At 66.6% G+C, this 13,802-nt stretch carries 7 protein-coding genes; 2 read left to right on the forward strand and 5 right to left on the reverse strand.

The features are described 5' to 3' along the window. The first annotated feature begins 40 nt into the window (after window positions 1–40). Window positions 41–460 carry an IS3 family transposase gene (locus E1288_RS50490; protein ID WP_408014089.1) on the forward strand — a complete coding sequence of 140 codons (420 nt, stop codon included), beginning with the start codon at window positions 41–43 and terminating at the stop codon, window positions 458–460. A 437-nt stretch (window positions 461–897) separates the two neighbouring features. On the opposite strand, the gene E1288_RS30190 is transcribed toward E1288_RS50490, so the two are convergent. The 3 genes from E1288_RS30190 to E1288_RS30200 all read right to left on the reverse strand — a co-directional run bounded on the left by E1288_RS30190 (window position 898) and on the right by E1288_RS30200 (window position 7,612). Next, the gene (locus E1288_RS30190) at window positions 898–1,506 is read right to left on the reverse strand and encodes a hypothetical protein (protein WP_165968325.1); all 609 of its coding nucleotides are present in this window, start codon (window positions 1,504–1,506) and stop codon (window positions 898–900) included. A gap of 1,024 nt (window positions 1,507–2,530) precedes the next feature. Then, a complete protein-coding gene (locus tag E1288_RS30195; RefSeq protein WP_132491077.1) occupies window positions 2,531–4,990 on the reverse strand; it encodes a right-handed parallel beta-helix repeat-containing protein in 2,460 nt (819 codons plus the stop codon). A 45-nt stretch (window positions 4,991–5,035) separates the two neighbouring features. Next, the gene (locus tag E1288_RS30200; RefSeq protein ID WP_132491080.1) at window positions 5,036–7,612 is read right to left on the reverse strand and encodes a LuxR C-terminal-related transcriptional regulator; all 2,577 of its coding nucleotides are present in this window, start codon (window positions 7,610–7,612) and stop codon (window positions 5,036–5,038) included. A 305-nt stretch (window positions 7,613–7,917) separates the two neighbouring features. Here E1288_RS30200 and E1288_RS30205 point away from each other — a divergent pair, with 305 nt between their 5' ends. After that, the gene (locus E1288_RS30205) at window positions 7,918–10,620 is read left to right on the forward strand and encodes an AAA family ATPase (RefSeq protein WP_132491083.1); all 2,703 of its coding nucleotides are present in this window, start codon (window positions 7,918–7,920) and stop codon (window positions 10,618–10,620) included. A 32-nt stretch (window positions 10,621–10,652) separates the two neighbouring features. Here the strand turns inward: E1288_RS30205 and E1288_RS30210 are convergent, their stop codons facing one another. Beyond that, on the reverse strand, window positions 10,653–12,890 hold the full coding sequence (locus E1288_RS30210; RefSeq protein ID WP_132491085.1) for a hypothetical protein: 2,238 nt from the start codon (window positions 12,888–12,890) through the stop codon (window positions 10,653–10,655). A gap of 547 nt (window positions 12,891–13,437) precedes the next feature. Continuing rightward, window positions 13,438–13,728: a hypothetical protein gene (locus E1288_RS47255; protein ID WP_165968326.1), complete on the reverse strand. Its 291-nt coding sequence runs from the start codon at window positions 13,726–13,728 to the stop codon at window positions 13,438–13,440. Between the last annotated feature and the right edge of the window lie 74 nt (window positions 13,729–13,802).

Consider the following 13,802-nt stretch of genomic DNA (forward strand, 5'->3'; position numbering starts at 1 on the left):
AGAGGGTGTCCTCAAAAGACGATTCGAGGCCGTCAAGATGATGGCCTCGGTCCAGGTCGCCTGCCGGGTTCTGGACCTGTCCGAATCGGGCTACTACGAGTGGCGCAACCGCCCTCCCTCAGCGCGGACATTGCGGCACGCGTGGCTGACCGACCTGATCCGCAAGATTCACGCCGATTCCCGCGGCACCTACGGTGCTCGTCGCGTCCACGCCGAGCTCACCCTCGGACACAGCATCGCGATCGGCCACGGAGCCGTTGAGTTCTTGATGAAACATGCTGGCATCAAAGGACTCCCGGCAACAAGCGCTTGCGCCCCAAACCGGAGACACCCATCGCGGCCACCCCGACCAGTACGAGTTGCTGCGCCAACCCGGAACTCGTCGGCCCCGCCGTCGAGGAGATACTGCGGTACGACTCGCCGGTGCACTTCTTTGAACAGCCGAAAGCGCCAGCGCTAGCATCGCCGCCATGGAGACGAATCCCCGCTTCGGGGATTCCTCCCAATGGTGGGGGTTCAAGTCCCCCTCGGACACGTGGGGGTTCAACTCCCCAGGGACTTGAACCAGCGGCTAGCTGCCTCGATCGTCAAGCGAGTCAGCTGGCCGCTGGTCTTTCTTCCTCCCCGACTGCGCCACTCGCATCCCGCCGTTGTCTTCGGGCCGGGTGGCCTGATTGTCGAACTCGGGTACGCGAGGGAGCCGGGCTTTCGTCCCACTTGTAGCGGGACTGTGTGCTGCCGTGCGTGTGGTAGTGGAAGTATGCGGCGCTACGATCTGCAAACCTTCCGGCCGCGCTTGCCTGCACAACGGTGAGGTCTGCCGGTTGGACAACAGCCCAGCGAACGAACATGGTCGAGTATTATCAAGCAGTTCAGCATCAATCTGAAATAGATCAACTAGATGAAATCTTCCATTAGAAACGAGAAAGCAATCGAGGCGATAAGGGTCACAATGAAGAATACTATCAACCCTGAGGTGGAGAAGAATGGCCAAAGCAGCCAGAGGTAGACCATAGTAGTCAGCGGAACTGAAATTACAACACCGGCGGCGACCGGATTCAATGGAGAAAATAATACATCGATAAAGAAGCCGACGACAATGGAAGCGACAGCCGTGATTAAGTATGTAACCGCAGCCAGAAATGATAGTCCAATCCAGCTGGTCCAGAAATCGGCACGGCTTCGCTCATGTTCATCTTCAGAACTTCCTTCATTTGGCTTATTCTCACCCTCTGGCGCAGTACGCGTTGGGCCGATGACTGGATTCTGGCTAGGATTGATGCGAACTTCTGAAGTAGGCGCGGATGTGACACTTGTATTCGACTGGACACTTGTGTTGGTATCCCACGGCATTCTAACGCCAGTGTCGAAGAATACGACCACGACTAGGGCGGCAATGGCTATTGCCAGGGCACCGATTCCTGCCATTTCGGCCGCGACCGTCAGCTTTGATCTCCGCATGCTGCACATTGTGTCCCACTGCATGGCTGGCAACTGCACCGCCACGCCAAAGGTCAGAGATAATACCGCCAAGCTGCGCTAGGTGGGCTTGTAGATAGGATACTTATCTGCCGTTATCTTGCAGAGTGTGAGATCGGCGGCGACCGTTTACACTCGAATGTCGGCAGGTTAGTCATCCGTTGAGAGTAAATCGCTACGCTACGAAATGCACAGGAATCAAGCGGGTCCAGCTGCCCTAACCACCGATCGTCATCCGCACTTGGTTAACGGTCCCTGGACAGCTCTGGACACCCAGACACCAGCCGTCCTGCCACCTCTGTCAACGGAATTTGCAGGTCATCGAGCATCTCCACCTGTTCCCACCGAGCTGTCGCAGAACTCGGCTCGGTGAGACAGGTGGGACAAGCCCCACGAACGCAGCTTCTCGCTTTCGTCAGCTGACGCCAGGAAGAACGAGGCGGGTGGATAGTGTGCAACTCGCCCCTCAGACACAGGCGGGCACTCGCCTGTAACCATGGAGCTTGTCCAAGATCAGCGTCCACCACACTCGATCGGCAGGTGTACCGATGGCCAACAACCTATCCAGCTCGCCCGGTCGATGGTCATCGAGGGCCAGACCCAACTCTCTGCGCGATCAGTGCCAAGCGTCCAGCGCACACTGAAACCACCCACGCGGGTGAATAGCGGCTCCTCCCACAATGCGACCCCATTTCGCACCCGCGAAACCGATCCTCCCAAAATCCTCCCAAAAATGCCGAAAAAATCGAGACGGCACCCATCGAGACGATCACCCAAGGTCCACATCGGGACTCGAAAAGGCCCGCTGACCTGCACTTACGTGCCGATCAGCGGGCCTTCTCCACGGTCGGGCTGACAGGATTTGAACCTGCGACCCCTTGACCCCCAGTTCACGAGAGGTCAGCGGCATGCTCAAGCTTGTTCTTCAAGGCCATTTCACAGTGTACTCGGCAAAGTAAAGGAGTCCGTCAGAACGGCGGCTTGCTCGCCAGCTCCCCGCATGCGCGGGCCAACGATCCGACTCGCTCGGTGGAGCAAGGCATTCGTGACATCACCGGGCCTCCGCTGCTCGAGAATCCGGGCTGCGCCTACTTTCATCGGCGAGCGCATTGCGAGACGGGGCCGGCTGCGCGAAGGCGAGGTCATCCGGCAGCAGGCGGGTCAGGTCGGACATGGCGACCGAGGGCGAGGCCGCCAGGCGCGATGCCTGTTGGTCCACGATCAGTTCGAAGGTCTTCCGCGCCGTTCGCCCGTTTCCGAACGTGGCGTCCTTGGGCATGTCGTCGAAATACCGCACGAGCAGTTCCGCTGCTCGTTCGTCGAGCTGGTAGTCGTGCCGCGAGCACTGCTGCCGCACGATGGTCACCAGTTCCTCCGCGGAATAGTTGGAGAACTCGATGGTCCGGCTGAACCGCGATTCCAGGCCCGGGTTGGTGGCCAGGAAGTCCGCCATCTCACGGGAGTACCCCGCGACGATCACCACCGCCTCGTCGCGGTGGTCCTCCATGAGCTTGACCAGGGTGTCGATCGCTTCGCGCCCGAAGTCCGGGCCGGTGCCACCCGACTGCGAACTGAGCGTGTACGCCTCGTCGATGAACAGCACGCCACCGATCGCCTCGCGGAACGCCTCCGTCGTCTTGATCGCCGTGCCACCGACGATCTGAGCGACGAGATCGGCCCTCGCGACCTCCACCAGGTGACCGGACTCGAGCACCCCGAGCTCGGCCAGGATCGCGCCGTAGAGCCGGGCCACGGTGGTCTTGCCGGTTCCCGGTGCTCCCGCGAAGACCAGATGCCTGCTCATCGGTGGGGCGGAAAGGCCCGCTTCCTCCCGGAGTTTCGCCATCCGGTTGAGGTTGACCAAGGTTGCCACTTCGCGCTTGACGTTTTCGAGGCCGACCAGAGCCTGGAGCTCCTCCGCAGGCGGCCTCTCAACCGATTTTCCACCGCCTGGTGCCGCATGTTCTGCCGGGGCAACTGCGGGCACGGCATGCGAAGTGCCGAAGGCGTCCGCGAAGCCGTTGCCGCTGCTTCTGGTGTTCTCGAACGTGATCGACGTCGATACCACTTGCTGGCGCAGCCCGGCTCCGCCATTGTCCCGCAACGAGCAGTCGCGCACGACGACTTCGCGGTCCGTGGCGACTCGGATGCCGTCGCCGTCGTTGCCCAGGAGTTCGCAGTCGGTCATGCGCGTCTTCGCCGTGGCAGCGACCTGGATACCGTGGCCGGTGCTTTCCCGGATCCGGCAGCGGGTCAGCACCCCAGAGGCTCCGTCGGCGAGAAGCACCCCGTCGCCTCCGCAGCCGTGCAGATCGCCGTCCTCTGCGGTGAGCGTCCCGCCGGAGACGGTGACCCCCGCTCCACCTGCGCCCCGCACGGTGCATCCCCGGAGCAGAACATGCGCATCCGCGGCGAGTTCCAAGCCCGTCCGCTGGGCTCGTTCGACCTCGAGCGCTTCGAAGCGGACGTCGGCGCCGTGGATCACGATGCCGTTGTGCGCGCATTCGCGGACCATCAACCTCTGCCACACGGACTCCTGCTTGGACGTCAGCTGGAGACCGCTTTCCCCGCAGGCCCGCACTTCGAGTCCGTCGCATTCCACAGTGGACATGTCTTCGACAATCGCACCAGTACCACCCACATCGGACATTCGACAGCTCTGCAACGTTGCCGTCGCCGCACCGGAGAACCGCATGCCGTGCCGTGCACTGCGGCGCACCTCGCAGCCCCGCAGCGCAAGACGACCGGTCCCCTCCGCGAGGAACGCCTCCGCGGCAGAGTCCTCGACGGTGCATTCGGTGAGCTCGACCGGGCAGGTTGTCTTCAGGAAGAAGCCGATGCCCGCCGTCTCGCGAACCGATATCCGCCGGAGGACCGCCGTGGCGTGGTCCTCCACCGCTACCGCGGGTTTGTCGCCGCAATCGACTATCCCGGAATCCGCGGCCGTGAACTCGGCATTCCCGCTCAGGTAGAAGCCGTTCCCGCCGCTTTTCCGGACGGTGCTGCCGCGCACGTCCAGCAGGCCGCGCTCGGCCACCACGACGGCCGAGGTACCGAGGTCCTCGAAGGTCGAGTTGTGCACCGCACTCCCGGCCCGTGATGTGACCACCACACCGGCCCCCGCCGGGTTGCTGACATGCGAGTCTCGAAGCACCAGACTTCCGCTGCCGTGGGCATGAGCCGCAGCCCACGAGTCACCCCGGACCGCGCATTCCACCATCACCAGGCGCCCGGATCCCACCACCACCGGCGCCTGTTCGGGGTCGCTGCCCCGCAGTTCGATGCCGCTGAGCGCCACCGCGGCCGCCACCTCCAGCACGGCGCCGACATCGGAACTGAACGTCACCGTCCCCGGGCCGTCCTCGGCCACGATCGTGACGTCCCTGATCAGCACCAGGTTCTCGCGGTAGCGGCCGGGCGCCACGCTGATCGTCGCGCCCTCGGGTGCCGCGTTGACGGCCTGCAAGACCGTGCGGAAACCACCCGGCACCACCTGGGAAACCGAGATCATCTGCGGTCCTCTTCTCCTGCCGCGGCCGGCTCGCGGCGCGGGTTGTCACGCCGTTGTCTCCGTCACTCGCCCCTCCAGCCAGGCGGCGGCCAGCTCGACCCGGGTTCGACAGCCGGTTCGGGCGAAAATCCTGGTCAGGTGGCTTTCCACGGTCTTCTCGCTGACTTCCAGGACCGCGGCGATCTGCCGGTTGGTGCAGCCGTCGCTGACCAGCTGCGCCACCCTGGCCTCGGTGTGCGCGAAGGAATCGTCCCTGCTGCGCTGCCTGGGCAGCCATATTCCGCGCCGCCGCATCGCGCCGACCAGGTTCGCGCGACTCCGGGACGAACCGTGACGCTTGGTCAACGCGTACAGCTCCGCCAACCAGGGCTGCGGGTCCTCGCTGAGATCGCTCAGCAGCAGGCAGGCCCGCGCCACCGACGGCGCGTCCTCGCGCTCCCGCGCCAGGCGCACGCATTCGACGGTCTTGCCGCGGTCACGCCGGACGAGTCCGTGCGCGAGCAGCACGGCGATGCGCGTCGAACCCGACCGGACCACCTCGTCGAGTTCCTCCAGCTCGTCGAGCAGGGTCTCGGCCATGTCCTGATCGCCTTCGCGGGTCGAGCAGTCGATCAGCCGGCCGAGGAGCTTCTCCAGCCCAGACGTGCGTCCCCAGCTGCGGTGTTCGCGGTACTCCCGCCATCCGTGGTGGATCGCTGCCGCGGCCTTGCCCGTACGGTAGCGCAGACCACAGCGCGCCCAGCTCGCCAGGTGGCCGCCAAGCATCCGGTGCGAAGCTCCCCGCAGCCATTGCGCCGCGCGGCCGAAGTCGCCGGCGTCGGCGCAGATCTCGCCGGCCAGCACTCGGGAGAGTTGCCTCAACGGGGAGCCGCGACGCCCGAGGTCACGCGCTTCCATCCTCCGCGCGAGCGACAACGCACGTTCCCGGTCTCCCACGTGGTAGGCCCGCAGCATCCGCTGGTACTCAGCCGCGTCGCTGTGCTCGACGGAGCCGTACCGGATGCCGAGCGCGCTTTCCAGAACAGTGGCGAGATCGCCGTGCGCGGCTGCATCGCGCAGGTCGTCGGCGGCCATCCTCCGGAGCCTGGGCCAGTTGCTGGTTGCCTGGAGAAACGTCCTGTGGTCGCCGGTGAGCGCTCCCAACAGCGCGAGGAAGTCGGCAGCCGTGGTGCAGAACGGCGACATCGTTTTGAGCCGGGCTGCCGCCGTACGCCAGTCAGCCCTGGAAACCGGTTTTAGGAGGGATTCCGCGAAGTCATCTGGCAAGGCCGCCCCAGCAGACCGCAACTGGGCGACCACCTCCGGCAGCAAGTCCGTGCGCCATTCGTGCAACAGCGCACCGATCCAAGCCGCCAGGACCTCGTCCAGCGCCTGGCGATCGGGGTGCGTGGGATCAGGTGCTGCCGCGAGGATTTCCGGGAGACACCGACGCAGTTCGGCGTGGAGATCGTCGAACCTCGCCGCCGCGACCCGCGCCTGAACGTGATCGCGCAACGATCCCAACCATCCCGGATCCCGCGGCGACGGTGCGGTCACCAGCGCTCGATCCGCCCGGGAGGTCGACCGCGCACGCAGGGCGGCTCGGCATTCGTCGACGAGCCCCTCGTCCGCCACCGCCCGTGCCGCGGCAGCCAGCGCCGGAACCGCGAACGACACCGAGCTCCCGGATTCGGAGAAGACGAGAATCCCGGCGGCAACCAGTTCGTCCAGCAGCAGACCTGTTTCCCCCAGATCCGCTCCCACCACGTCTACCAGGTCCGAGAGGTGCTCCAGCTTGAAGGGGCTCCGTGCCGAAAGCATCGCGGCCAACGCATCCTGCTGCAGCGGGCGGACCAACCAGTGATTCGCGGGTACGGCTATTTCCCCGCCCCGGGTGGTCAGGCACCAGTGCTCGTCGACCACTACCAGCCGTTGGTCGGCCAACATCGCTTGCAGGGTCTGCAGGACAGTGCCGGGGTTGCGGAACAGCGGCCCCAGTGCCGTGCGCAGCGCATCGACCACCGCAACGTCGAGCGGGAACCGCGGCACTCGCCGGGCGAGCATGATGCGGACGTCGGCGTCCGAAAGCGGTACGAGTTCTACGGTTTCGGAAACCAGCACGTCCAGCGGAGTGGTGCTACCGCGGCGGGCAGAGAACACCACCGCGGCTCCAGCAGAGCAAACCGTCGCGGCGATCGTGGCCAGCACGGTCCTGGAGACGGCATCGGCCCGGTCCACGTCGTCGATGACGGCTACCCCGCCGCGCTGTCCGCCCACCGCCTCGGCCAGTGCCCGCCCGACCTCGTGGGCGAGCCCCAGCATGCCGACCGTCCGGAACCGGGAACGCAGGCTCGTTGCAGCAGCGATGCTTTCGAGGAGACGAGGGCTCGCGGTCAGGTCGAACTGCTCCCGGACGGCATCGAGCAGCGCATCCACAGTGCCCAACGGTCGTTCGCCGCAGGCAGTCGCCTTGACGACGGGAGTGCCGTCCCGAGTCCAGTCCGCGCAAGCCGTGTCCAACAGCGACGTCCTGCCGTCCCCGATGTCACCGCGGACGTCCACCACGACGCCCCGGCGAACGTACTCCGCCAGCGCGGCCCGCTCTCCGTCCCGGCCGACGACCGCTCCGCTCTCCCGGATCATCGTCCCCTTCCTCCCGCTCGACGAACCCGCCCACCAACTGCCACCCGGACGTCTCCAGGAGAACGGAATCAGGCGCCTGAACGCGTGGCAACACTCCACGTCTTAATACCCCCCGACAGCAGGTGTCGGCGGCGAACTGAGATGGACGATGCTTCGGGTAGGGAGAACTCTCGCGACTGCGCGGGTCTCCTCCGGGCTGGCAAGCGCGTGCGTGCTGTCAACTGGGGAAGGAGTCATCGATCGTGCTGGTTGGGTACCCGACGACAGCGAACCGACCGGACCAGGCGCCGGCCGTCCGTTCCGCGGTGACCGACGAACGTCCGTCCCTAGTCGGGCGGGACGACCTGGTGCGTGATGTGCTGGACGTAATAGCGGACGACTCCGTGCCGGTCATGGCCTTGCTGGGGACGGCCGGAATCGGTAGCTCCGCTCTGCTCGAAGCCTTGAGCGCTCGGGGGCGGCCCGCCAGGTTGGTGCGCTTGCGGTTGGCCGAAGGCGACCGGCTCACCACCTTCTGCGCCGCGCATCGCCTGCTGGCCTCCGTCGCCTCTGCGCATAGCGGAGCCGTGGCCTCATCCGTGATGACGGCTTTGGCCAAGAGTGGTGGGAGAACAGCCGGGCAGGCGACGGAACGCCGGCTCGCGGTGGCGATGTCGATGGTGCTGCGCCGGCTCGCTCCGTTGGTGATCCTCGTCGACGACGCGCACTGGGCCGATGACGGATCCGCAGAGCTGCTGCCGATCTTGGCTGAGCACCTGGCCGGTGCGGAATGCACGATCGTCACGGCCATGCGCCGCGACCACGCACGTGATGCACGCTCCCAGGCCCTCGACCGCATGCTCCGCCGCGGTCTCGCCCGTAGCCGGTCGATCCGCCCCTTCACGGCGCAGCAAAGCGCGGCCGCGCTTGCCCGTGTGCTCGGCGCCGTCCCTGATGCATCGGTGGTCACCGCCCTGCACGACGCCAGCCGCGGCAATCCGGCCCTGCTGCTCGCGAGCGCCGCCGCATGCCGGCAGACCGGTGCAATCCGGTTCGTGGACCGGCACGCCGTGCTGCGCCGGGGAAGCAGTGTGCCGCCGGTCAGCATCGATGCGGTGCCCGGTCTGCGGACGACCGACGGGTTCCGGTGGCGAGTCATCAAATGCATGGCAACCTACGAAAGCTTAGGCGCGGACGCCGTCGAACTCACCGGTCGAGCGCTCAGCGCGAGCACTGACCGCGTGCTGGAAGCCCTCGCGGACCTGGAGGCCGACCGCACGCTCCGACGACCGCGCACCGCGGATCACGAACGACCATCGTGGCGCTTTTCCCTTCCCGCAGCGCGCGAAGCCGTGCGTGCGGCCGTCGGTCCTTTCGAACGCCGACTGCTCGCATCATCGGCGGTCAACGCACTGCGGACCGGCGACGTCCCGCAGCGCAACGATGGCGTGCTTGCCGACCTCCTCGTGGAAGCAGGCACTCTCGCGGATCCCGCGCGGTCGATCGGTGAGCTGCTGAGCCACGCCACCGACGAATCCTTCGACGACGATCCCCGCGTCATGCGGTGGCTGGCCGCCGCAGCTTCACTCGCACCGACGCGCCAGCAGCGAGCGGCCGTGCTGGCCGAGCATTGCGCGGCCTGCTTTCGTCACGGGAGGATGGCCGAAGCGGAACGCAGTGCGCGGACGGTTTTCGAGTCTGGACCGCCACCGCTTCCAGAGCCGCAATGGATTCTGCTCGCGCTCCACCGCGTCCTCGCATTGGCCTCGTGCGGCGAGAAATCCGAACTGCAGCGGATCATCGACCTCAGCGTCGACTGGCTTCCGCCGGACCGACGGCACCGCTGGCTGATTCGCGCGATCGCTTTGTGCTTGCTGAACCGCTGGGCGGAAGCAGGTTCTGAACTTCGGCGGTACCGCTCGCAGTGGACCGAGGTGGTCCCGTCAGCGGCGTGGTGGGGCCGCTCTTTCGATTTCACCGCAACCATCCTGTGTGGAGCAGAACGCGACAGGGCCGTGCCCCCGCATCACTCGTCATTGCTCGCGCTGGTAGAAAGTACACCCGCACGGAAAGCAAATGAACCGACGGATTCCGCTGGATGCCGCCTGTCCGATGCCGACCGCTTCCAGGTGCAGTGGAGCGCCGGGAACTGGGACCAGGCGATGCGGATCGCCCGGAACGGCATCGGCGGTGAACCCGGCGCAGACCCTGTCGGCAGGTTGTTCTTGCACCACGGCGCGATCCAGGTGCTGACGGCCCAAGGCTGGGTGGGTCGGGCGCGCAACCTGGTCGCGGAAGCCCGGTGCGGCCAGTTGGAGCACGTGCTGGATCACGCCGAAGCCACTGTGGTGCGGCTGCTCGGCGATGGCGACTCCGCCTACGACCTGCTGCGGTCGGGGCTGCACCGCGCCGAAGCCGAGGCCATCGTGTTCGGCACCGAAACCCTGCTGGCCGACATGGCATACCACCAAGCCAGGCATGACGAACACGAGCAGGCCGAACGCAGCCTTCGACGGCTCGCTCGAGTCGCGGACGAACTGGGCACCGACAAGGCGCGGCTCGAACTCCTCGTCGCCCGTGCCACCGTGCTGGGCGATCCGCGCAGCGCCGAAGCTGCCATCGCGCTGGCGCGCGAACGTTCGTCCCCGTTCGAGCGGGCAGTGGCGTTCAGCCGGATCGCGCAAACCGGCCTGCGGACGCAGGAACTCTTCTTGGACGCCTACTGCTTGCTAGGGCAGTTGGGGGCCCTGCTGTGGCGAGCGCGCCTGCGGCGGCACATGCAGGACCACGACGTGAGCGTGCCCGGCCGCAGCGAAACCTTGCGGGAGAACGAACAACTGCTGGCGGTGCTCGTGACCGAAGGGCTGAGCAACCGGCAGCTGGCCGCCGTGTTCGGAACCAGTGAAAAAAGCGTGGCGGCAAGGCTTTCCCGCATGTTCACGAGATCGGGATTCCGCTCCCGCGTCGAGTTGGCAGCAGCGATGCTCACCGGCGACTTCCCGACCGGATCGGGCAACGGGTCGCGGTGAACTGGATTCGCCGCGCCCGCCACCCGTCCGCCTCACCCGCCCGCGTAGTCCACCTCCGTTCGACGACGCGGCACCAGGCCGACCGGGATGTCGCAACGCTCAGCCTGCGCCTCGGTCATCTCGACCGGATGGTCTCGCCGCCCGCGCCGAAGCGCCGCTCGCAGCTCGTCGACCAGCACCCGGTCCAGGTCCGGTTCGCCCGGCACCTCGATCTCGGATGACGGCAGCTCGACCAGGAATACGATGCGGGCGCTGTCGTTGGTCGGCGGGTCGACGGCCAGCACCTTGAACCTGCTCCCGGCCGGGAACACCACCTCGTCGGCCGGATCGGGATTCACCGCAGCCGTGCGGCGCGCGGTTCGCGACCAGATCACCAACTCCGCGCCGCAGTCGTCCGCTACAGCTCGGGTTCGGGCTCCCATCGCGCTCAGGAACGCCGGCTCCGCGAGCACATCGCCCGCCGAATAGGCGGAGTCGAGCCCGGCACGGTCGGTCACGCGCAGGAAGACCACCCCGCAGTGGCTCGGCAATCGCGTCAGCCCTGCCGTGAGACAAGCGACGTAGTGGGCCGGGACTTCCGTCCCAGAACTACGCAGAGCGTTGTTCAGCGCAGCGCCCGACCACTCGCCGCGCCCCAAGTAGAGCAGGACCGCCGCGTAGTCGATGCGGGCGTCGGCGCTCGTCGCGGACGTGATGTCCACCGGTAGGGCAACGTCGTCGAGGTACTTTCCGGACCAGCGCACGAATTCCTGCCGATCGAGGGCCGAACAGTCGTTGCTTCCACCCGGGGCGGAAGGACTCCTTGGCGCTGGGAGGAGTGCGGCTTCCGGTTCCCGGAGCGCGGGTGCAACCGGAACCGGGAGAATCCGGGTCTTCGCCTCGCCCGGGCCCGGTTCTGCGTTCGCACCGGATTGAGCCGCCTTGCCCGAAACCGGCGCCATCACAAGGGTTCTCTGCTCGCCCGCGGGCTCGATAGACGTTCCGATCGCAGGGACGGCGGGCGTGCCGCGTTCGAACTGGGCGCCGTACACATCGGCCAGCTCACGAATCTCGTCCGCCAGCCCCGGCGGTACCGATTCGGCAGTGACCAGCCGCATGCGCTCACGACTGCTCATGGGCAGCCCGTCGAGCAGCGAGCGCAGCGGCCCCATCAGTGACACCTCGCATTCCTCGGGGCAGGCCACCGTCACGGTCATCCGGTTCGGCTCGAACGGCAGTGAATCGGCTTCGCCGGCATCCTGCCCGATGGGTAGCAGCGCCAGGCCGCTCGGCACCACGCGCGCCAGCCAGCCTCCGGACGCCGCCACTGCTCCCGGCGGTGGAGCCTGGCGGTAATGCACCGGATCGAAGACCAACCAGCCGCGCGGGGGCGGTGCCGTCTCCACCACCTCCGCCGATTTGCCCGGCGCGTACCGCAGAGCGAGCGCGGGCGGTTGCCAGGTCGGTTCGCCGCCCCCGTCGTGCACCACCGCAATCGCGCCGCCGGCACCGTCGTCGCTGATCACGCCCGTGCTCGCGACCACCGGCCGACCGAGCAGGTCGGCGAGGCGCTGGTTCCACCGGGCCGACGAGGTCTGCAGGTCCGTCGGCACCAGCTGCACGCGGTCCAGGAATTGCGGCGAGCTCTTCCGCAGGAACTCGGCGACCGCCAACGCGCTGATCTCGCCATCCGCCGGGTGGCCGAGAACCAGCCGGGGTCTGCCGGGATGCACCGGAACACCGCGTGCCTCCTCGACCGCCCCCGGTGTCAGCGCATCGGATCTGCACACCATCAGCCCGGCCGGGATCGGCACGAGGCTCAGTCCGCCCTCGGCGATGTCGGTGCGCGGCAGCAGGTTTTCCCACCCCGGTGCCGGATACCGGTGTCCGATCCACTCCGCGGGCCAGCCCCGCCGGAACCGGTACCAGCCGTGCCCGGGCTGATCGCTTCCGGAGAACAACGAACCAACGGGCTCGGCCACGATGCCGGTGTTGGTGGCGATCACCCCGACACCGAGTTCTTCGGCCAGTTGTTGGGCGAAGACCTGTCCGTCGCCCGGGGAAGGGGACGCTGCTTCCGGCAGGGCGAGGCACACGTGCACAACCGCACTCCCGGCGTCCAGCACCTCCTCGACTGCCAGAGCGCAGGCCTGGCGCACCGCACTGGGGATGCTCGGGACGTTCAGCGCTCCTTCGGTAGCGGCCACGACCGCCACGCCCGGTTGCCTCGCCAGCACGTCCAGATACCCGCTCAGCGCCGCCTCGGACTCATCAGGGCGCCGAATGTGCATGACCGACTCGTGTCGTTCGACGACGAGTCCCGAATCGGGCAGATGTCCCTTCCGGAGCTTCGATCGCCGAGTGGATTTCCAAGTGCGCATCGTCACGTCCCCCTGCGACAACCAACAGCGGTGCGGGTGACGTCCCGGCCACGACGAGGTGGCGCCGGACGGCGGTTTCAGACCCGAGTGTCCGCCGCCGCCCTTCCGGAACGCCCGCCGCGCGGTGGCGGCTCGGAACGTGCAGGGGTAATCCTCACCAGATCGAATCCGTCCGAATGAGCCTTTTTCATCCTGATCAGCCCGCAGCCGCGGGTCGCAAAGCCGCACGTCGATGAGGTGTCGCATGCGCCGCAGGCGCATAACCCACCTACGACACTCGCACCGCCGCGGGTTCACTGTGCCCGTGCCCCTGGGGCACTCCTGGGCGGGACGGCCCTGACGCCGTGTATTGGACATACATAAGTCAGGGACCCCACAGTCCAGGGAGCCTCGGAGGTTCCGCCACCCGCACCGCCACCCAAAACGAGGTTGGAAAACCTCAATGGGACGAAAGACATCAGCCGACGAACCGGGACCCTTGGTCGCGGAGATCCTCCGGACTACCGGGCAGGCAGACGAGATCACCGAAGACGTTCACACCGTTGTGGATGAGAAAGCTCTCCACCGGAATGTTCGCCACCGATCGCGCTTCCTCCGGCGCCAATCTGCGACGCACGGTGAGTTCTGGATATTTCAACCAGTTTTCGAGCAATTCGTCCGGTTCGACGTGGTGCTCGGCGCAGAATTCGAGCAAGGCCGCCAGGCATCTGCGCCGCTCGGCATCGTCCATGCCGACCTTGCGCTCCAACGCTTCCTGCCACCTCAGGACGGATTTCGGCATTGCCGGACCTCCACATCGCGAGACACGGACCGTAGTTGGAC

Source organism: Saccharopolyspora elongata (genome assembly GCF_004348985.1).
Lineage (GTDB): Bacteria > Actinomycetota > Actinomycetes > Mycobacteriales > Pseudonocardiaceae > Saccharopolyspora > Saccharopolyspora elongata.

What these genes read in the sequence shown, in the direction of transcription:
- E1288_RS50490 (WP_408014089.1), top strand. Translation starts at nt 41, where the DNA reads ATGGCCTCGGTCCAGGTCGCCTGCCGGGTTCTGGACCTGTCCGAATCG.
- E1288_RS30195 (WP_132491077.1), bottom strand. Translation starts at nt 4,990, where the DNA reads ATGATCTCGGTTTCCCAGGTGGTGCCGGGTGGTTTCCGCACGGTCTTG.
- E1288_RS30200 (WP_132491080.1), bottom strand. Translation starts at nt 7,612, where the DNA reads ATGATCCGGGAGAGCGGAGCGGTCGTCGGCCGGGACGGAGAGCGGGCC.
- E1288_RS30210 (WP_132491085.1), bottom strand. Translation starts at nt 12,890, where the DNA reads ATGCACATTCGGCGCCCTGATGAGTCCGAGGCGGCGCTGAGCGGGTAT.